The sequence below is a fragment of the Telluria mixta genome, from assembly GCF_029223865.1.
In the GTDB taxonomy this organism is placed as follows: Bacteria; Pseudomonadota; Gammaproteobacteria; order Burkholderiales; family Burkholderiaceae_D; genus Telluria; species Telluria mixta.
The window spans coordinates 604007-622800 of the sequence record NZ_CP119520.1 but is presented as its reverse complement, the minus strand read 5'-3'; the positions used below and the strand labels follow the sequence as shown (position 1 = coordinate 622800).

Annotated in this window: 19 protein-coding genes; 14 read left to right on the top strand and 5 right to left on the bottom strand. The window is 65.5% G+C overall.

All coding sequences use genetic code 11. From position 1 onward, the window contains the following. Positions 1-92: 92 nt before the first annotated feature. From P0M04_RS02715 to P0M04_RS02665, 11 genes are all read left to right on the top strand, one after another. Entirely contained in the window at positions 93-1559 is a 1467-nt protein-coding gene (locus tag P0M04_RS02715) for a UbiA family prenyltransferase (RefSeq protein WP_259448874.1), read from the top strand. Further along, on the top strand, positions 1553-2848 hold the full coding sequence (locus P0M04_RS02710; protein ID WP_259448875.1) for an FAD-binding oxidoreductase: 1296 nt from the start codon (positions 1553-1555) through the stop codon (positions 2846-2848). Before P0M04_RS02715 ends, P0M04_RS02710 begins: the two co-directional genes overlap by 7 nt. Position 2849: 1 nt before the next feature. Further along, positions 2850-3611, top strand: a complete 762-nt coding sequence (locus P0M04_RS02705) for an SDR family NAD(P)-dependent oxidoreductase (RefSeq protein ID WP_259448876.1) — start codon at positions 2850-2852, stop codon at positions 3609-3611. A gap of 4 nt (positions 3612-3615) precedes the next feature. Then, positions 3616-5193 (top strand): hypothetical protein, encoded by a 1578-nt coding sequence (locus P0M04_RS02700; RefSeq protein ID WP_259448877.1) that lies wholly within the window; start codon positions 3616-3618, stop codon positions 5191-5193. A 1-nt stretch (position 5194) separates the two neighbouring features. Continuing rightward, the gene (locus tag P0M04_RS02695; protein WP_259448878.1) at positions 5195-7192 is read left to right on the top strand and encodes a hypothetical protein; all 1998 of its coding nucleotides are present in this window, start codon (positions 5195-5197) and stop codon (positions 7190-7192) included. 9 nt (positions 7193-7201) lie between these two features. Continuing rightward, the gene (locus P0M04_RS02690; protein ID WP_371877279.1) at positions 7202-8146 is read left to right on the top strand and encodes an NAD-dependent epimerase/dehydratase family protein; all 945 of its coding nucleotides are present in this window, start codon (positions 7202-7204) and stop codon (positions 8144-8146) included. Beyond that, the gene (locus P0M04_RS02685; RefSeq protein ID WP_259448879.1) at positions 8147-9436 is read left to right on the top strand and encodes an NAD(P)/FAD-dependent oxidoreductase; all 1290 of its coding nucleotides are present in this window, start codon (positions 8147-8149) and stop codon (positions 9434-9436) included. After that, a complete protein-coding gene (locus P0M04_RS02680) occupies positions 9433-9843 on the top strand; it encodes a GtrA family protein (RefSeq protein WP_259448880.1) in 411 nt (136 codons plus the stop codon). Before P0M04_RS02685 ends, P0M04_RS02680 begins: the two co-directional genes overlap by 4 nt. A gap of 174 nt (positions 9844-10017) precedes the next feature. Beyond that, entirely contained in the window at positions 10018-10719 is a 702-nt protein-coding gene (locus P0M04_RS02675) for a MotA/TolQ/ExbB proton channel family protein (protein ID WP_259448881.1), read from the top strand. Further along, a complete protein-coding gene (locus tag P0M04_RS02670; RefSeq protein WP_259448882.1) occupies positions 10709-11128 on the top strand; it encodes an ExbD/TolR family protein in 420 nt (139 codons plus the stop codon). The genes P0M04_RS02675 and P0M04_RS02670 overlap by 11 nt, the downstream gene beginning before the upstream one ends. Before the next feature lie 2 nt (positions 11129-11130). Beyond that, on the top strand, positions 11131-12552 hold the full coding sequence (locus tag P0M04_RS02665; protein WP_259448883.1) for a cell envelope integrity TolA family protein: 1422 nt from the start codon (positions 11131-11133) through the stop codon (positions 12550-12552). Here P0M04_RS02665 and P0M04_RS02660 read toward each other — a convergent pair. Next, positions 12542-13351, bottom strand: a complete 810-nt coding sequence (locus P0M04_RS02660; protein WP_259448884.1) for an AraC family transcriptional regulator — start codon at positions 13349-13351, stop codon at positions 12542-12544. The two genes, P0M04_RS02665 and P0M04_RS02660, sit on opposite strands and share 11 nt — an antisense overlap. Before the next feature lie 64 nt (positions 13352-13415). Between P0M04_RS02660 and P0M04_RS02655 the strand changes: the two genes are divergently transcribed. Beyond that, the gene (locus P0M04_RS02655; protein WP_259448885.1) at positions 13416-13772 is read left to right on the top strand and encodes a cupin domain-containing protein; all 357 of its coding nucleotides are present in this window, start codon (positions 13416-13418) and stop codon (positions 13770-13772) included. Positions 13773-13790: 18 nt separating this feature from the next. Here P0M04_RS02655 and nth read toward each other — a convergent pair whose 3' ends face one another. Together nth and rsxB are read right to left on the bottom strand one after the other, a co-directional pair. Further along, positions 13791-14438, bottom strand: coding sequence for an endonuclease III (gene nth, locus P0M04_RS02650; protein WP_259448886.1), 648 nt, complete (start codon positions 14436-14438; stop codon positions 13791-13793). Between the two features lie 7 nt (positions 14439-14445). Further along, entirely contained in the window at positions 14446-15132 is a 687-nt protein-coding gene (rsxB, locus tag P0M04_RS02645; RefSeq protein ID WP_259448887.1) for an electron transport complex subunit RsxB, read from the bottom strand. Between the two features lie 168 nt (positions 15133-15300). Between rsxB and P0M04_RS02640 the strand changes: the two genes are divergently transcribed. Together P0M04_RS02640 and P0M04_RS02635 are read left to right on the top strand one after the other, a co-directional pair. Continuing rightward, complete coding sequence (locus P0M04_RS02640) at positions 15301-15468, top strand: hypothetical protein (RefSeq protein WP_259448888.1); 168 nt, start codon at positions 15301-15303, stop codon at positions 15466-15468. A 200-nt stretch (positions 15469-15668) separates the two neighbouring features. Further along, positions 15669-16082 carry a VOC family protein gene (locus P0M04_RS02635; protein WP_259448889.1) on the top strand — a complete coding sequence of 138 codons (414 nt, stop codon included), beginning with the start codon at positions 15669-15671 and terminating at the stop codon, positions 16080-16082. A gap of 53 nt (positions 16083-16135) precedes the next feature. Here the strand turns inward: P0M04_RS02635 and P0M04_RS02630 are convergent, their stop codons facing one another. Next, positions 16136-17371 carry a polyhydroxyalkanoate depolymerase gene (locus P0M04_RS02630; protein ID WP_259448890.1) on the bottom strand — a complete coding sequence of 412 codons (1236 nt, stop codon included), beginning with the start codon at positions 17369-17371 and terminating at the stop codon, positions 16136-16138. 235 nt (positions 17372-17606) lie between these two features. Next, on the bottom strand, positions 17607-18698 hold the full coding sequence (locus tag P0M04_RS02625; protein WP_166860886.1) for an NAD(P)/FAD-dependent oxidoreductase: 1092 nt from the start codon (positions 18696-18698) through the stop codon (positions 17607-17609). Between the last annotated feature and the right edge of the window lie 96 nt (positions 18699-18794).

Genomic DNA, 18794 nt, shown 5'->3' with positions numbered 1-18794 from the left:
ACGCAAGGCTGAAATCAAGAAGCCATTCATATTGCTCGGTTATAATACTGAACTTTTGCTATTAAGTATTTCACAGTGTCTGGCGGTACCGCATGAGCTCGCCAGTCTTCCTGCAGGACATTCAATTGAACACGGCCCCTTTGATCGTCGACCTGGACGGTACGCTGATCCATACCGACATGCTGCACGAGTCCGCGCTGCGGGTCTCGCGCGACCGTCCGCTGGACGTGTTGCGCATCCCGCTGTGGCTTCTGCAAGGCAAGGCCGTCCTCAAGAGTGAGCTGGCCAGCCGCAGCAGCTTCGACGCGTCGCTGCTGCCGTATAACGAATCGCTGCTGGCCTGGCTCAAGGAAGAGCGCGCGGCCGGCCGCCGCATCGTGCTGTGCACGGCGTCCGACCGCTCGATCGCGCAAGCGGTGGCGGACCACCTGGGCGTATTCGACGACGTGCTGGCCAGCGACGGTGCCGTCAACCTGGCCGGCGACAACAAGGCGGACGCGCTGGCACAGCACTACGGCCACGGCAACTTCGACTACGTTGGCAATTCCAGCGCCGACCTGAAGGTGTGGCGCCGCGCGCGCAAGGCGATCGTCGTCAACGGCGCCCGCGGGCTCGCGCAAAAGGCGGCGGCGCTGTGCAACGTCGAGCGCGAATTCCCGCCGCAGCCGCGCGGCTTTGCGGCCTGGCGCAAGGTCCTGCGCGTGCACCAGTGGATGAAGAACCTGCTGCTGTTCGTGCCGCTGATGGCCGCGCACCGTATCGCCGACATCGACGGCTGGCTGACCCTCGTACTGGCCTTCGTCTCGTTCAGCCTGTGCGCGTCGACCGTCTACATCGCCAACGATCTGCTGGACCTGGAGAGCGACCGCGCCCACCCGCGCAAGCGCCTGCGCCCGTTCGCCTCCGGCGCCGTGCCGGCCTGGCAGGGCGTCGTGCTCGCGCCCGTGCTGCTTGCCGTCAGTCTCGCGCTCGGGGCCTTCGTCGGCGGTACGTTCCTGCCCTGGCTCCTGTTCTATTTCGTGCTCACGTGCGTGTACTCGTGGGGTTTGAAACGCGTGATCCTCCTGGACTGCATCACGCTCGCCATGCTGTACACCTTGCGCATCACGGCCGGCGCGGCCGCGCTGTCGATGCCGCTGTCGTTCTGGCTGCTGGCGTTTTCCGTGTTCCTGTTCCTCTCGCTGGCGTTCGTGAAGCGCTATGCCGAGCTGAAATCGCAGGCGCTGTCCGGCAAGCAGAAGGTGCATGGCCGCGGTTATTACACGAGCGACGAGCCGCTCGTGCTGAACCTCGGCGTCACGGCCGGCTACGCATCCGCCGTCGTGCTGGCGCTGTACCTGAACAGCGAAGTCGTGCTCGAACTGTACGAACGTCCGGAAGCCGTGTGGGGCGCCGTGCCCGTGCTGATCTTCTGGATCAGCTGGATCTGGATGCAGGCGCACCGCGGCCACATGCACGACGACCCCGTGGTGTTCGCCGTGAAGGACCGCGCCAGCCAGCTGGCCGGACTCGCATTCGGCGCCGCGCTCGTCGTCGGCGCCCTCGGGTGGCCATGGTAAAAGTTTCGTCGTGGGGCCGGCTGGACAGCCACGAACACGACCTGGTCCCGCTGTCCGACCGCGACCAGGCCGTGCGCGCCGTCGCGGGCAGCCGCGGCCTCGCGCAGGGCAATGCGCGCAGCTATGGCGACGTGTGCCTGAACCCGGACGGGCGCCTGTGGCGCATGACGGGCCTGGACCGCTTCATCGCGTTCGATCCTGCCACCGGCCGCCTGCGCTGCGAAGCGGGCGTGCTGCTGCGCAACATCCAGCGCATGAGCATCGCCCGCGGCTGGCTGCTGCCGGTCACGCCGGGCACGCAGATGATCACGGTGGGCGGCGCCATCGCCAACGACGTGCACGGCAAGAACCATCACGTGCTCGGGTCGTTCGGCGACCACGTGCTGGGCCTGCGCCTGGCGCGCACGGACGGCCGCGTGATCGATTGCGGGCCGGACATCGAGCCGGGCTGGTTCGCGGCCACCGTCGGCGGCATGGGCCTCACGGGCGTGATCGTCGAGGCCGAGCTGCAGTTGCGGCGCGTGTCCGGGCCCTGGCTCGTGACCGACACGGTCCCATACCGCAACCTCGACGAATTCTTCGCGCTGGCCGACAGCTCCGAGGCCGGCTGGGAGCAGACGGTGTCGTGGGTCGACTGCCTGTCCGGCATCGGCCGCGGCCTGTTCTTCCGCGCGAATCTCGCCGGGATTCCGGACCGCGAAGCCCAGTCCGGCCGCAAACCGAAGCGGGTGCCGTTCGTGCCGCCCGTGTCGCTCGTGAACGGCCTCTCGCTGCGCGCGTTCAACGAGACGTATTACCGCGCCAACGTGCTGAAGGCCGGCTACGCCATCGCGCACTTCGAGAAGTACACATACCCGCTGGACAACCTGCACGACTGGAACCGCATGTACGGCCCGCGCGGGTTTTACCAGTACCAGAGCGTCGTGCCGCGCGAGGCGGGACGCGTCGCGATCCAGGCGATGCTGGAAACGATCAAGGCGTCGGGGCAGGGCTCGTTCCTGGCCGTGCTGAAAACCTTCGGCGACCGCGCGAGCCGCGGCATGATGAGTTTTCCGCGGCCCGGCGTCACGTTGGCGCTGGATTTTCCGAACCGCGGCGAGCGGACGAACGCCCTGTTCGACCGCCTGGACGCCATCGTGCGCGACGCGGGCGGGCGTATCTACGCGGCCAAGGATGCGCGTATGCCGCGCGACCTGTTCGAATCGGGCTACCCGCGCCTGGCCGAATTCTTGCAATACCGCGACCCGGGCATCAGCTCGTCGATGTCGCGCCGTCTGATAGGAAGCTGATATGCCGGATTCCCTCCAACGCATCGTGATCGTCGGTGCGACTTCTTCGATCGCCGAGCATTGCGCGCGCCTGTGGGCGACCGGGCACCGCCCGGTCGAAGGGGCCCTCGCGCTGACCCTTGTCGGCCGCGACGCCGGCCGCCTGGAACGCGTGGCCGCGGACCTGCGCGTGCGCGGCGCCACCGTGCTTGTCCGCACCGTCGACTTTTCCGATCCGCGCGCGATCCGGCTGCTCACCGACGGCATCGTCGCGGACGGCATGCCGCAGCAGGTGCTGATCGCGCACGGCTCGCTGCCGGACCAGCAGCAATGCCAGCGCGACCTCGCTGCCGCGTACGAGGCGCTGGACGTGAACGGCGTGTCGCCCGTGCTGTTCGCGGAAGCGTTCGCCGGCCACATGGAACCCGTGGGCGGCGTCATCACGATCATCGGCTCCGTCGCGGGCGACCGCGGGCGCCGTTCGAACTATGTGTACGGCGCGGCCAAGGGCCTCGTCACGCGCTACGCGCAGGGCCTGCAGCACCGCCTGGCCGGCAGCGGGAGCAATTTGAAGGTCGTGCTGGTCAAACCGGGGCCGACGGCGACGCCGATGACGGCGCACCTGCCGCAAAAGGGCCTCGCGCCCGTCGAACAGGTCGCGCGCCAGATCGTCGACGGTTCCGCCGCCGGCAAGCCGGTCGTGTACGCGCCGGGCAAGTGGTTCGTGATCATGATGATCATCCGCCACCTGCCGGCGTTTGTCTTCAACAAGATGAACATTTGACGTCATGCCGGATACGCCACGTTCGCGCTTCCTGACCTGGGCACTGCTGTTCGTGCTGGTCGCCTGCGCGCTGATCGCCAGCCAGATCGGCCCTATCCTCACGGTCAACCACGAGGTCGGCGACTTCGCGGCCAACAGCCTGCTGATCCAGGATGCCAAGCGGCTGCACCTCGCCGTCGGCAACTACTCGCGCGTCGGCTTCAACCACCCCGGCCCCGCGATCCTGTACGTGCTGGCCTTCGGCGAGCTGGTCCTGCACGACTGGCTGCACCTCGTGCCGTCGCCGCTGTCCGGCCAGGTGGTCGCGGGCTGCCTGTACAACGCTGCCTGGATCGTGCTGATCGTCGCCCTGGTGCGCAGGAGCGGCGCGGCGCTCGTGCCCGCGCTGCTGTTCGCCGCCGTCGTGGTGCTCATGATCGCGCGCAGCGACCATGCGATCGTCAACGGCATCTGGTTCCCGCACCTGTACGTGCTGCCGTATGCGGCCACGCTGGTGGCGATCGCGCGCCTCGTGCACGGCCATGCGGACAGCCTCAAGGCGCTGGCCATCGCGAGCGGCTTCCTGATCAACGGCCACGTGTCGTTCGTGCCGATGCTGGGCGTGATACTGATCGTCGTGCTGGCCGTGAACCTCCTGACGACGCGCGACGACCGCGCGCTGCGCGTGCTGTCTCCCGGCTGGCTGCGCGCAAACCGCCGCGCGCTACTTACCGCCGTCGGCCTGCTGTTCCTGTTCTTCGTGCCGCTGATCGTGGCGACCGTCCGCCACTGGCCCGGACCGGTGGCCGACTACCTGCGGTTCGGCCACGACAACAAGGGCAATACGCTGGAGCAGACGGTGCGTTACGTGTCCGCCTACTGGGGCGCCGGACCGTCCGTCGCGTGCGGCCTGGCGCTGCTCGTGCTGCTGCTCGTGGATGGCGGCGGCGCCAAAGGGCGGGGCATCGGCCGCGCGGCGCGTGCGCTCGGCGCGGCGTTCGTCGCCGCGACCGTGGCCGTGCTGTTCTACGTGAAGGTCGGCGTCGACAACCTGGACTACAACTACATCGCGCTGTTCTATTACGCGGTGCCGGCGCTCGCCTGCGCGCTGCTGGCGCTGATCGTGTTCCAGGCCGGCGGCGCGGGCACGGCGAAGACCGCCGTCGCGGCCGTGCTGACCTTGTGGGCGCTGGGCGGCATCTGGCACCAGGCGAAACAGGATCCGATGTACACCGTGTTCTACAACCGTCCGGACATCCCGGCCCTGTACGACGCCTTGCGCGCCCAGCCGGGCAGCGGACGCATCGTGCTGGACCTTGAACAGAAAGACGAGACGTGGGGCGAGATCTGGGGCCACGTGCTGGGGCTGCAGGCCTATGCCAAGCGCCGCCACGTCGACCTCGTGTGCGTGAACGAGCACTGGCACATCTCGTTCACGCACGCAGGCCGCTGCACGCCGGAGGAGGTGGCGCACAACCGCCGCTACGACGTGCACCAGGCCGGCCCGCGCGATCCCGTCCAGGGCAAACCCGACGTCGAGGCCGCCCACCTTGCACTGCACCGCGCCGCGCCGGCGCCCATCGCCACCGCTGGAGGCCAATGATATGAACCGTCCTTCTTCCTTCGTCGCCGACGACCGCAAACCGTTGCTGAACGCCCGTACCCTGTCGCCGAACGTCCTGTTGTTCGTCGCGATCGCCATCGTGCTCATGGTCTTCCAGTGGCACATCGATGCCAACAAGGTGCTGCACGAAATGGGCGACTTTGGCGCCAACAGCCTCCTGATCCTCGACGCCAAGCGCCTGCACCTCCTGTACGGGAACTACTCGCGCATCGGCGTGAACCACCCGGGCCCCGCGATCCTGTACGTGCTGGCGTTCGGCGAACTGGTGTTCCACGACTGGCTGCACGTGGCGCCGTCGCCGTTCTCGGGCCAGCTGCTGGCCGTGTGCCTGTACAGCGCCGCGTGGATCGTGACCGTGTTCGCGCTGGTGCGCCGCATGGTGGGCGCCGTGCTGCCCGCGCTGATGTTCACGCTCGTGTTCACGGCCGTCCTGGGCCTGTGCGAACCATCCGTCTTCCTCGGCATCTGGTTCCCCGACCTGTACATCCTGCCGTTCGCCGTCGTCGTGCTGTCGATCGCGCGGCTGGCCTGGGGCCATACGGACGCGCTGCGTACGCTCGCCGTCTCGAGCGGCTTCGTCATCAACGGCCACGTGTCGTTCGTCCCGATGCTGGGCGTGATGCTGATCGTGATGCTGGCCGCGAACCTCCTGGTCACGCTGCGCGATCCGGAGCGGCGCATCCTGGCGCCCGGCTTCCTCGTGCGCCATCGCCGCGACATCCTGATCTCCGTCGGCATCCTGTTCCTGTTCTTCGTCCCGCTGATCATCGCGACCATCGTCGATTTTCCGGGCCCCGTCTACGGCTATATCGCCTTCGGCCGCAACGACAAGCACAACGCGCTGGCGGAGGCCCTGGCGTTCGTCGGCCTGTTCTGGAAGCCGGGCCATGCCTGGATCTGGGGTGTGGCCGTGGCGTTGCTGCTGCTGACAGGTGTGCGCGCCGCATCGAAGACGTTCCTGCGCGATGCGCGCGCGCTCGGCTTCGCGTTCGTCGCGGCGTCGGCGGCGCTGCTGTTCTATGCCAAGTTCGGCATCGACCACCTCGACCTCGTCTACGTGGGCCTGTTCTACTATTCGGTGCCGGCGCTGGCTGCGGGCCTGGGGCTTTTGTACCTGTACGAAGCCGTGCGCTGGAACGCGAAGGTCATCGCCGCCGGCATCGTGACCGTCGCGGCCGTCGTTGCCACGGGCAATGCGGTCAAGAAGCCGGCGTTCTACGACGACCTGTACGACATCCCGGGCTCCGCGCAGCTGTATGACCAGCTGCGCAAGCTGCCCGGCACGGGCCGCATCGTGCTGGACATCGAGCAGAACGGCATCGCGTGGGAATACGTGTGGGGCAACGTCGTCGCGCTGCAGCTCCATGCGCGCCGCCAGGGCGAGGACCTGTTCTGCATGAACGAGCACTGGCACATCCTGTTCACCAAGCCGGCCCGCTGCCGTCCGGAAGAGTTGAACACGCAGCGCCGCTTCTTCGTACGGCCCACGCGCACGGCGGACATGGTCGCGGAAGAGCCGGACTTCCAGGGCCAGGGCCTGCTGCTGTATCGCCACGGCCGCGTGCTCACGCCGGTCGCGTACACGAACCTCGTCGACCACAAGGATTACTTCCGCACGATCCTGGGTAAAGGCTGGGCCGACATCGAGACGGACTTCGTGTGGTCGACGGGCCCGGTCGCGGAGATCAACCTGCCCGCCGATCCCAAGCGCCAGGGCCAAGTCCACCTGGACCTGGGCAGCTTCATGCCGGTGAAGACGTTCAGCCAGCACGTCGACGTCCTCGTGAACGGCCAGCCCGCGGGCGGCTGGGATTTCAACAATTTCGAGATGCGCCGCCAGATCAAGATCCCGCTGGGCGCCGACCCGACCGCACCCCAGCATATCGAACTCAGGATCGCGCATCCTGTCTCGCCCAAGCAGTACGGCTGGTCGCCGGACGACCGTCTGCTCGGCGTCTCGCTGTACGGCATCCGATGAGGAACCAGAATGACTGATTTGAACCGCAAGATCATCCTGCCCGGCGGCGCCGGGCTGGTCGGACAAAACCTTATCGCGCGCCTGAAAGCGCGCGGCTACCGCAACATCGTCGTGCTGGACAAGCACCGCGCCAACCTCGACGTGCTCCGTGAAGTCCAGCCCGACATCACCGTCGAATACGCGGATCTCGCCGAGCCGGGCGAGTGGTCGCGCCACTTCACGGACGGTTCCACCGTCGTCATGCTGCAGGCGCAGATCGGCGGCAACGACTGGAACGACTTCGTGCGTAACAACGTCGACGCGACGCGCCTCCAGCTCGACATCATCAAGGGCCAGCCGAACACGCGCCTCGTCGCGATCAGCTCCTCGGTCGTCGTGTCCGTCGCCGACGATTTCTACACGCGTTCGAAGCGCGAGCAGGAAGCGATGGTGCTGGCGAGCGGCATCCCGTGCCCGATTTTGCGTCCGACCCTGATGTTCGGCTGGTTCGACCGCAAGCACCTGGGCTGGCTGTCGCGCTTCATGAGCAAGGTGCCCGTGTTCCCGATCCCGGGCCACGGCCGCTACATGCGCCAGCCCTTGTACGTGGGCGACTTCTGCAACGTCATCATCGGCTGCATCGAGGATCCGTCCATCACAGGCGTCTACAACATCTCGGGCCACGAGGAAGTCGACTACATCGACATCATCCGCGAGATCAAGCGCGTGACCCGTGCGAAGACGCCGATCGTCAAAATCCCGTACAGCCTGTTCTACGCGCTGCTCTGGGTGTGGGGCAAGTTCGACAGCAACCCGCCGTTCACGACGCAGCAGCTGGCGGCGCTCGTCGCGCGCGACAGCTTCGAGGTGATCGACTGGCCCGGCATGTTCAAGGTGCAGAGCACCCCGTTCGCGAAGGCCATCGACGAGACCTTCAACGATCCCAAATACAGCAACGTCGTCCTGGAGTTCTGAATGAAGCAGCGTATTGCCGTCCTCGGGGCGGGGCCGATGGGCCTGGCCGTGGCTTACCAACTGGCGCGCGACGGCCACGAGCCCGTCGTGTTCGAAGCGGACGACCGCGTGGGCGGCATGGCCGCGCACTTCGATTTTTCCGGCACCTCGATCGAGCGCTATTACCACTTCCACGCGATCTCCGACCACGCCTTTTTGAAAGTGCTGGACGAGCTGGGACTGTCGTCGAAGATGCACTGGGTCGCGACGAAGATGGGCTACTGGTTCCGCAACGAGGTGCAGGAGTGGGGCAATCCGGTCGCGCTGCTGAAGTTCCGCGGCCTGGGGTTCGCGGCAAAATTCCGCTACGGCCTGCACGCATTCCTGTCGACCAAGCGCGACGACTGGAAGCCGCTGGACCACGTGGAGGCGAGCGGCTGGATCAAGGGTGCCGTCGGCGCGGAAGCGTGGGAAGTGCTGTGGCGCCGCCTGTTCGATTATAAATTCTACGACTACAGCAACAACCTGTCCGCCGCATGGATCTGGAGCCGCATCCGCCGCATCGGCCGTTCGCGCTACAACCTGTTCAAGGAAAAGCTGGGCTACATGGACGGCGGTTCCGCGACGCTGCTGGAAGCGATGCGCGCCGACATCGAGAAGCACGGCGGCATCGTGCGCCTCAAGACGCCCGCGACGAAGGTCGTGATCGAGGACGGTAAAGTGAAGGGCGTGGAAGCGAACGGCCAGTTCGAGGCGTTCGACAAGGTGATCAGCACGATCCCGCTGCCGTACGTGCCGCGCGTGATGCCCGACCTGCCGCCCGCCACGCTCGACGCATTCCGCTCCAAGAAGAACATCGCCGTCGTGTGCGTGATCGCGAAGCTGAAGAAGCCCGTGACGGAAAACTTCTGGCTCAACACGAACGACGAGGAGATGGACATCCCCGGCCTCGTCGAATACACGAACCTGCGGCCGATGGGGGACCAGCACATCGTCTACGTGCCGTTCTACATGCCGGGCGAGCACCCGAAGTTCGCGGAACCCGACCAGGCGTTCCTCGACAAGGTCAAGCGCTACCTCATGAAGATCAATCCGTCGCTCAAGGACGCGGACTTCGTCGACATGCGCGCGAGCCGCTACCGCTACGCGCAGCCGATCTGCGAGCCGGGCTACCTGGACCGCCTGCCGCCCGCGAAGCTGCCGGTGGGCGGGCTGTGGGTCGCGGACACGTCGTACTACTATCCGGAAGACCGCGGCATCTCGGAGAGCATCGACTTCGGCCGCAAGATGGCGCGCGAGGCCGGGGCGTGAGCGGCGTCGCGTCCACCTTCGCCTCGCGCCAGTTCCTGGTGTTTTTGCTGACGGGCGGCTTCGCGGCCGCCGTCAACTTCGGCTCGCGCATCCTGTACAACCGCGCGATGCCGTTTTCGTCGGCCGTCATCTGCGCGTACATCACGGGCATGATCACGGCGTTCGTGCTGGCGAAGCTGTTCGTGTTCCGCGAGAGCCAGCAGGCCACGCACCATGCGGCCGGCTGGTTCATCCTCGTGAACGTCGTCGCCGTCGCGCAGACGTGGGCGATCAGCATGCTGCTCGTGAAATGGGTGCTGCCGGCGCTGGGCATCACGGCGTTCGCGCGCGAGATCGCGCATGGCGTTGGCGTCGTCGTGCCCGTGTTCACCAGCTATCTGGGGCACAAGCATTTCAGTTTTCGCTGAACGGGACCGCGGCGGATACCAAGGCGCTTCGGCGCCTTTTTTCATGCGCATGGCATTTTTTATTGCTACATTCTGGTAATTTTCATTGCGCTTAATGCGTAATATAGTTTCCAAACAAAGAATCACCTGTGCTACATTCGTGCATGATCCGTTGTTTCCAATGAAAGGAAGACGATGTCCCGATTGCCGCGCCTCGGCCTGTTTGGCCTGCTTCTCCCCGCGCTCCCGGCCAGCGCGCAGGGCCTGAACATCGCTTCCGAACTGCTTCACGGCGGCATGGGCATCGTCGCGATCGGCGCGCTGTCCGTGCTGGCGCTGGCCGTGACGTTCGAGCGGCTCGTCAACTTCCGCATCGCGAAGGTGGCGCCGGCGGAGTTGGCCGCGGAAGCCGAGACGCTGTGGCGCGCGGGACGCTTCGACCAGTTGCGCGAACGCGTGGCCGATGGCGACAGCAGCCTTGCGCGCATCCTCGGCTGGATGGTCGAACAGCGCCACCTGCCGGCCGAAAAACTGGCGGCGCGCGTGGCGGAGATGGCGGGCGTCGAACTGCGGCTGCAGCAGCAAAAGGCATATGCGCTGAACGTCGTTGCGACGGTCGCACCGATCGTCGGCCTGCTGGGCACCGTGATCGGCATGATCGAATCCTTCCACGTCATCGCCTTCAACGGCATGGGCGATCCAACCCTGCTGGCGGGCGGCATCTCCAAGGCCCTCGTCAACACGGCGGCCGGCCTGTCGGTGGCGCTGCCGTCGCTGGCCATGCACCACGTCTTCCGCAACCGCATGGTCGGCATCGGCATCGCGCTGGAGCGCCAGCTGAACCGCGTGCTGGACGGCATGCCGGCGCGCACGCTGGAGGTCGTCCATGCGCATTGACCTCGGCGACGACGAGCAGCCCGAGATCGGCCTGATCGCGCTGATCGACTGCATCTTCTTCCTGCTGATGTACTTCATGGTGGCGACGTCGTTCCGGCACCCGGACGGCGAAAAGCCGGAGAAGGACATGAAGATCGTGCTGCCGACGTCGCAGGTCAGCCTCGATCGGGCGACGGCCGCGCCGGCGCCGCTGGTCATCGGCGTCGATGCCGGAGGCTCGCTTTACATCGACCGCAAGGAAGTATCGACGCAAGCCCTGCACGACCTGCTCAAGCGCGAGGCGGCGCGCGATCCGACGCGGCCGGTGCGCATCGACGGCGACCAGTCCGCGCGCTACCAGGACATCGTGCACGTGCTCGAACTGTGCCAGTTCGAGGGGCTCACCCACGTGTCGATGCACACGCGCTGACGATGTTCATCGACGATGCCCCGAGGTTCGCCCCGCCGTTCGGCCTGATTCGGCGGCACCCGTTCATCGTAATGTCGCTCGTGCTGCATGCGGTGCCGCTCGTCGCGCTGTATCACCTGGGCAGCCAGCGCATCGAGCTCGCCCAGCGCGAGCGGCAGCAGCGGCAGGTCGAATCGGGCGCACGGCTGACGGCGCAGGCCCGTCTCGAAAAGCGCGTGCACGATATGGAGCGGATCAAGTCCCTGCTCGAACAAAGCGCCGCCGCGCATCCGGCCGAGAACAAGGAAGACGAGGTGCAGTTCAGCGCGCAGCCGAAGGCGCCGGAAGAATTGCTGAAGCAGGCGAAGGACTTGTCGCGCAAGATCGACGAGATCGAGCGCGACACCAAGGCCGAACAGCTCGCAAAGCTGCTCGACATCCCGAAGGACAAGGCACTGGAACAGGTTGCGGAGAAGGCAAGGGCGGAGGAACCGCCTGCCGCCGAACCGCAGACCGCTGCCGAAGCGGCGGCGCAGATCGAACAGCTCGAAGCGAAGGCGCGCGTCGCGCTGGAAGAGCGCCGCAATCAGCTGGAACAGCAGCAGAACGGCGTGCAGGTCGCGGCCGACGCGGCGAGCGGGACGCAGAGTGGTACCGGCAACGGTAAAGGCGACGGTAAAGGCAATGGCAAAGGCGACGGCGCCGGCAACGGCCGGAGCGGCCAAGGCCTGGGGAGCGGAAACACCGGCGGCGTGGGCCGCACGATGCTGGACCGGATCGCCGCGTTCAGGAATCCCGACCTGCCGGATCGCGCGACGCAGGCCTACATCGGGGGCGCGGGCACCATGTTCGGCGGCGGCGTCGCGCACATTCCCACCGTCGATGCTGCCAGCATGGTCAAGGGAACGGGCAGGATGATCGGCCCGGGCGGTACCTATGCGAACCGCGTGTGGGTCAACCGCTGGTACCTGATCGGCCCGTTCGCCGGGCGGCACGGCGCAGGGCTGTTTGCCAATTACCGCCATCCGCCCGAGCAGGGTGTCGTGCTGGACGCCGCCTATCGGGGCAAGGGCGGACGCCTCGTCAAATGGGACTACGTCGACATGGCCCGCTATCCGCTGGAGCCGCCCGTGCACGCGGAAGACGCCGTGTACTACGGCTATACGGAGTTGATGCTCGACGCGGAGCAGGACCTGACGATCTGGGTGGGCGCGGACGACGATGTGCAGCTGTGGCTGAACGACCGGCTGGTCTGGGAAGGCGGGAACGTCAATAAGGACTCGTTCTTCGGCCGCGTCTACGAGACGAGGAACACCTTTGTGCGCGACTACAACCTGAACGAAGGCAAGCGCGTGGTGCACTTCAGGAAAGGCCGCAACAAGCTGTTCTTCAAGCTGTCGAACGGGCCCACGCGCATCTTCTTTTCGCTGGTCCTCACGAAGTGAACGGGGCGGCGCGCTGCATCTTGTGCCAGGCCGACGGCGTCACGCCCACGCTGCCCTTGAAGCGCCGCGTCAAATGGCTCTGGTCCGCGAAGCCGCATTCCAGCGCGACGGCGGCGAGCGGCGTGCCGAGACGGATCAGCGCTTGCGCCTGCGCGATCCGGACGGTGTTGAGGTACACGTGGGGCGGCACGTGGTACGCGGCGGTGAACGCGCGGGTCAGGTGCGCGCGCGACAGGCCGGCGACATTGGCCAGGTCCGACACGGTGATGTCGCGCGCGTAGTACGTGCGGATGTAGTCCTTCACCCGGGCCAGCGTGGCAGCACCGGCGGCGAGCGACGGCAGGGACTGCGGCCGCGCGCCGTGCCGCGCCAGCATCGTGCCCAGGAAAGCGCGCATCAGCGATTCCGCGCGCAGCGATTCGGCCGGCGTCTGCGCCAGACTGGCGGACAATGCGCCGAATGTCTCGGCCAGCTGGCGGTCGGTCGCGTGAGGGCTGGAAAAATACCGGCTGCCGTCCAAGCAACTGGCGACGAATGCATCGGGGACGTACCACATCGTGTAGCGGAATCCGTCCGCCGTCCCGCGGCAGCCGTCATGGTCGTCGTCGGGGTTGAACAGGACCAGATCGCCGGGCCGGCTGTCGTACTGCGTGCCCTTGCAGCGGAACCGCTGGATGCCGTACGTCGTGGCGCCGATCGCGAAGCAATCGTGGCTGTGGCGCTCGGATGCGTGGTCGGAAAAGTCCGCCCGCATGAGCGTCACGCCGTTGGCGAGCTCTCCGAAGATGGCCTGGTTCATGCAACGATTGTACAAGACCCACGGTCCGGCGGCCCTTCACAATGCGGTTTTCATCGGAGACATCATGCACGCTGCAATCGATCTGGCCGCCAGGCTGGCCACCTTCACGGAAGCCTTTCAACCCCGCACGGTCGCCTTGTTCAACGGTCACGACGTGATGGTCGCGAAGCTGCGCGGCGAGTACCACTTGCATGTCCACGACGACACCGACGACTTCTTCCTCGTGCTGCAGGGTTGCGTCGAGATCGACCTCGAGGATGGTTCAACGGTGACGCTGCAGCCCGGCCAGATGTTCGTCGTCCCCAAAGGCATGCGCCACCGGCCGCGCGCGCAGGGAGAAGCGCACATCCTGCTGATCGAGCCGACGGGCACGCCGAACAGCGGCGATCCGCTGACGGCGGCGCCGCGCCGGGTCATCTGACGGGAAGACCGGCGTCGCTCACGCGTCCTTCGGCGCCGGCGTCTTGTCCTTGTACTCGCACAGGTCGTTGATGATGCAGTTCCAGCACTTGGGCGTGCGCGCCACGCACGTGTAGCGGCCGTGCAGGATCAGCCAGTGATGGGCGTCGTGCAGGAAGTCCTTCGGCACGAATTTCAGGAGCTTCATCTCCACTTCGTCGACGTTCTTGCCCGGTGCGATCTTCGTGCGGTTCGCGACGCGGAAGATGTGCGTGTCGACGGCCATCGTCGGTTCGCCGAACGCCGTGTTCAGCACGACGTTCGCCGTCTTGCGGCCCACGCCGGGCAGGGCTTCCAGCGCCTCGCGCGAGCGCGGCACTTCGCCGCCGTACTGGTTCACGAGGATCTCGCACGTGGCGATGACGTTCTTCGCCTTGTTGTTGTACAGGCCGATCGTCGAGATATAGGTCTTGAGTTCGTCCAGGCCCAGGTCGAGGATCGCCTGCGGCGTGTTCGCCACCGGGTACAGGCGGCGCGTGGCCTTGTTGACGCCGACGTCCGTCGACTGCGCGGACAGCAGCACGGCGATCAGCAGTTCGAACGGCGTCGTGTATTCGAGTTCGGTGGTGGGATGCGGATTGGCGTTGCGAAAGCGCGTGAAGATCTCGAGGCGTTTGGCGGGATTCATCGATGTTTCAGTCTTTCTTGTCCGAGGCGGCCTTCTGCTTCGCGCGCTCGATGGCGGCGGCGATGATCGCGCGCTTGCGTTCTTTTTCCGCCAGCTCTTCCGCCGTATTCGTTTGTTCCGCCGTCACCGCGCGCATCTTTTCCAGCGCCTTGGCGGCCAGGCGCGCATCGTTTTCTTCCTTCTCGCGGCGCAGGCGCTCCGTGCGGAAGTCGTGGCGCGCGCGCGCGGCGTCCGCCTGTTCCTGCGACCATGCGGCCCAGCCGGTCGGCTCGCTGGCCGGATCGTCGGTGCGCGGAATCATCGCGATGCAGTCGACGGGGCAGGGCGCCACGCACAAATCGCAGCCCGTGCACAGGCTCGGGATGATCGTGTGCATCTGCTTGGCGGCGCCGAGGATCGCATCGACGGGGCACGCCTGGATGCACAAGGTGCAGCCGATGCACAGGCTTTCGTCGATGAACGCGACGGGACGCGGACGCTCGACGCCGTTGGCCGGGTTGATCGGGATGACGGGCCGGCCGGTGACCCGTGCCAGCCGTGCGACGCCTTCCATGCCGCCGGGCGGGCACTGGTTGATCTCGGCCTCGCCGCGCGCGATCGCTTCCGCGTACGGGCGGCAGGCGGGATAGCCGCACTTGGTGCACTGGGTCTGCGGCAGCAGGTCTTCGATCTGGTCGGCGAGCGTCTTGGTCACGGCGGTGCTACTTCAAAACTGGATAGACCGTCATTATCCGCGAAAAGTCCTATCGCGTCGAAATGCTCCAGGTTAATGCCATCTGCATGCTTTCGTGATGCAACGTACGGAGTGACGGCTCAGTCCGATGGTCTACTGGAGTCCAGGCAATGACAACCAGGAGGGTCTATGAGCAAGAACCATCTCGCCATGTCCACGAAGCTTGCTGCGCTGCTGAGCGCCGCCTCCGCCGCCATCCACGAGATCCGCCGCAGCCGCAATGTGCCTGTCCGCTACCGCAACCACCATTACGGCGTGAACGCCTGGCGCGAACACAATATGCGGCCTCCGCCATGAGATGCGCGCCGGCGTCATCGCTAACCGATCACTCATCCGTGGGCTGCCTTCAAGGCGGCCCCGGCAGGTGAAATACCGGGCCGTTCCCGTTCGCGCGGGAGCGGCCTTCTGTTATTCTTGACGCGCCAACAACAAAAGAAAGGAGGACATCGTGCACTACGCATCCCTGGGCCATTCCCTTCACCGAACCAGCGACTTTTATGCAAGCGATTCCAACGATCTATTTTCCCGGCCTGTGCGCCGAAGCCATTTCCTTCTACCGTGACGTCCTCCACGCCGACGTGCTGTTCCAGCTGACGGCGATTCCCGATTCACAACCACAGTTCCTCGCGCCCGGCAGTCCCGGCAAGATCATCCGCGCCGGCCTGCGCATCGGCGAGTCGACAGTCTATTTCTCCGAAGGCCATCACCCCGATCAGGCGCCGGCGTTCGCGGGCTTCTCGATGAATCTGCACGTCGACAGCGCGGACGAGGCGGCCCGCATCCTGCAGGCGCTGGGCGAGGGCGGCGACGTGCGCGTCCCGTTGCGCCCGACGGCGTGGGCGGATGCGTTCGGTGCCGTCATCGACCGCTATGGCCTGCACTGGATGATCGAGACGCGGCACCCGCAATAAAAAAAATGCCGCGGTGCGAGCCGCGGCATTCTTCATGGGGACATCTGCAACGCTCAGGCGTTCTTGCGGATGAACTCACCGATCATCGGACAAATGATTTCGCGCCAGCGGCGGCCCGAGAAGATGCCGTAGTGGCCGCACTTCGGTGCCGTGAACTGCTGCTGCTTGTCGGCCGGGATGCCGGTGCACAGGTCGTGCGCCGCATGGGTCTGGCCGGCGCCGGAAATGTCGTCCAGCTCGCCTTCGATGGTGAACAGCGCCACGCTCTCGATGTCTTGCGGACGCACGAGCTGGCCGCCCACTTCCCACGTGCCCTTCGGCAGGCGGGTTTCCTGGAATACCGTTTTAATCGTTTCCAGGTAATACTCGGCCGGCATGTCGAGGACGGCGTTGTACTCGTCGTAGAACTTGCGGTGCGCTTCCGCCGAATCGTCGTCGCCGCGCACCAGGTGCTGGTAGAACTCGCGGTGGCTCTGGGCGTGGCGGCCCGGGTTCATCGCGATGAAGCCGGCGTGTTGCAAGAAGCCCGGATAGACCTTGCGGCCGAAGCCCGGATAATTGCCCGGCACCGCATAGATCACCGTGTTCTCGAACCACGAGTACGGCTTTTCCACCGCCAGGTCGTTGACGGCCGTCGGCGATTTGCGCGGGTCGATCGGGCCGCCCATCATGACCATCGACTTCGGCAGCTTGGCGTCCTTGTTCGTCGCCATCAGCGAGATCGCGGCGAGCACCGGCACGGTCGGCTGGCACACGGAGATCACGTGGACGTCGGGGCCCAGGTGGCGGATGAAGTCCTGGACGTAATAAATGTAGTCGTCCAGGTGGAACGCACCGTCCGACAGCGGAACCATGCGCGCGTCGACCCAGTCGGTGATGAAGACGTCCTGGTCCGGCAGCAGGGCGCGGACGGTGTCGCGCAGCAAGGTCGCGTGGTGGCCCGACAGCGGGGCCACGACGAGCACCGTCGGCTGGTTGAGCGCGGCGAAGTCCGTGTCGCTCATGTCTTTCTTGAAGTGCATCAGCTTGCAGAACGGCTTGCTGACGACCGCGCGTTCCATGATGCCGACCGTCTTCCCGTTGATGATGGTCGAGTTCAGGCCGAAAGCAGGTTTCTCATAGTCCTTGCCGAGGCGGTACATCAGCTCGTAGCCGGCAGCGATACGCTGCGAAAACGGGGTGTGCGCGAACGGTGAGACTGGATTCGAAAACAGTTTGGCAGAGGCGTCGGCCCACTGCATCAGCGGGTTCAGGAAGGAGCGTTGCATCTCGTGCAGTTGGTAAAGCATAATATTTTCCTTCATGACTCTGTGCGCAATTGCAATCGTTTGCGCTACGTGTTCGATCAATTATAGGCTCATTCGGCTTGGCGTGGGGCAACATCGAGCCTGAGTCACAATCTGTTTATTACCGCATTGCAGCATTTGTATCACAGTTGCCGGGACGCGGTTCGTTAAGTGCACTACATAAGAAAAATGCCCCGCATCGGCGGGGCATTTTCGTGGTGTGAGGCTAACGGAACGGTCAGTCGAACACAGGCGTCTCGACGCCGAGGATCTTGTGCAGCTTCGGCGAGGTCGTCGTGTATTGCATGTGGATCTTCTTGTCCGGGAAGATGTACGGCGCGGCGCCGAAGGCGGCCAGCGCGGCTTCGTGGAAGCCCGACAGGATCAGCTTCTTCTTGCCCGGGTAGGTGTTGATGTCGCCCACGGCGAAGATGCCCGGCACGTTGGTCTCGAACTTTTCCGTGTCCATGACCTTCAGCTGGCGGCGCTCGATGTCCAGGCCCCATTCGGCGATCGGGCCCAGCTTCGGCGACAGGCCGAAGAACACCATCAGCATGTCCAGCGGCACGCGGCGGGTCACGCCGTCGGCGCCGGTCACCTTGACTTCGGACAGCTGGCCATCCTTCTCATCGAAGCCGGTGACCTGGCCCGTGATCAGTTGCATTTCGTAGTCTTCGCACAGCTGCTTCATCTTGGCGACGGAAGCCGGGGCGGCGCGGAAGTCTTCGCGACGGTGGACCAGCACGACGGATTCGGCCTTGCCGACGAAGTTCAGGGCCCAGTCCAGCGCGGAGTCGCCGCCGCCGCAGATGACGAGGTTCTTGCCTTCGAACAGGCTCGGATCCTTGACGCGGTAGAACAGCTGGCTGTTCTCGAACTTCTCGATGCCGTCGACCTTGATCGTGCGCGCCTGGAACGAACCGACGCCGGCAGCGATGAAGATGGTCTTGGTGATGAAGCGGGTACCGGTCGACGTCTCGACGTTGAAGCGGTGGTCTTCACGGCGCTGGACGGTGGTGACTTCCTGGCCCAGGTGGAAGGTCGGCTCGAACGGCTCGATCTGCTTGAGCAGGTTGTCGGTCAGTTCCTGGCCGGTGCAGACGGGCACGGCAGGGATGTCGTAGATCGGCTTGTCCGGATACAGTTCCACGCACTGGCCGCCGACGGCCGGCAGCGAATCGATCACGTGGGCTTTGATCTCCAGCAGGCCCAGCTCGAACACCTGGAACAGGCCGACCGGGCCCGCGCCGATGATCACGGCATCGGCTTCGATGGCGCCGGCAAAGGAGCTGTTGGGAGCGATGGTGCCCGCTTCGGGGGTCGTAGTCATGCTAAATTTCCTATGAAGGGATCACGCCAAACCTACTGCGCGTTGCAAAAGCGGCAGCGCTTCTCGCACTGCCATGCACTGCATGCCAGTGCCTTC

Coding starts and splice junctions, on each gene's coding strand:
- P0M04_RS02710 (WP_259448875.1), top strand. CDS start 1,553: ATGGTAAAAGTTTCGTCGTGGGGCCGGCTGGACAGCCACGAACACGAC.
- nth (WP_259448886.1), bottom strand. CDS start 14,438: ATGAATCCCGCCAAACGCCTCGAGATCTTCACGCGCTTTCGCAACGCC.
- P0M04_RS02640 (WP_259448888.1), top strand. CDS start 15,301: ATGAGCAAGAACCATCTCGCCATGTCCACGAAGCTTGCTGCGCTGCTG.
- P0M04_RS02665 (WP_259448883.1), top strand. CDS start 11,131: ATGTTCATCGACGATGCCCCGAGGTTCGCCCCGCCGTTCGGCCTGATT.
- P0M04_RS02695 (WP_259448878.1), top strand. CDS start 5,195: ATGAACCGTCCTTCTTCCTTCGTCGCCGACGACCGCAAACCGTTGCTG.
- P0M04_RS02635 (WP_259448889.1), top strand. CDS start 15,669: ATGCAAGCGATTCCAACGATCTATTTTCCCGGCCTGTGCGCCGAAGCC.
- P0M04_RS02670 (WP_259448882.1), top strand. CDS start 10,709: ATGCGCATTGACCTCGGCGACGACGAGCAGCCCGAGATCGGCCTGATC.
- P0M04_RS02630 (WP_259448890.1), bottom strand. CDS start 17,371: ATGCTTTACCAACTGCACGAGATGCAACGCTCCTTCCTGAACCCGCTG.
- P0M04_RS02660 (WP_259448884.1), bottom strand. CDS start 13,351: ATGAACCAGGCCATCTTCGGAGAGCTCGCCAACGGCGTGACGCTCATG.
- P0M04_RS02675 (WP_259448881.1), top strand. CDS start 10,018: ATGTCCCGATTGCCGCGCCTCGGCCTGTTTGGCCTGCTTCTCCCCGCG.
- P0M04_RS02655 (WP_259448885.1), top strand. CDS start 13,416: ATGCACGCTGCAATCGATCTGGCCGCCAGGCTGGCCACCTTCACGGAA.
- P0M04_RS02685 (WP_259448879.1), top strand. CDS start 8,147: ATGAAGCAGCGTATTGCCGTCCTCGGGGCGGGGCCGATGGGCCTGGCC.
- P0M04_RS02705 (WP_259448876.1), top strand. CDS start 2,850: ATGCCGGATTCCCTCCAACGCATCGTGATCGTCGGTGCGACTTCTTCG.
- P0M04_RS02715 (WP_259448874.1), top strand. CDS start 93: ATGAGCTCGCCAGTCTTCCTGCAGGACATTCAATTGAACACGGCCCCT.
- P0M04_RS02625 (WP_166860886.1), bottom strand. CDS start 18,698: ATGACTACGACCCCCGAAGCGGGCACCATCGCTCCCAACAGCTCCTTT.
- P0M04_RS02690 (WP_371877279.1), top strand. CDS start 7,202: ATGACTGATTTGAACCGCAAGATCATCCTGCCCGGCGGCGCCGGGCTG.
- P0M04_RS02700 (WP_259448877.1), top strand. CDS start 3,616: ATGCCGGATACGCCACGTTCGCGCTTCCTGACCTGGGCACTGCTGTTC.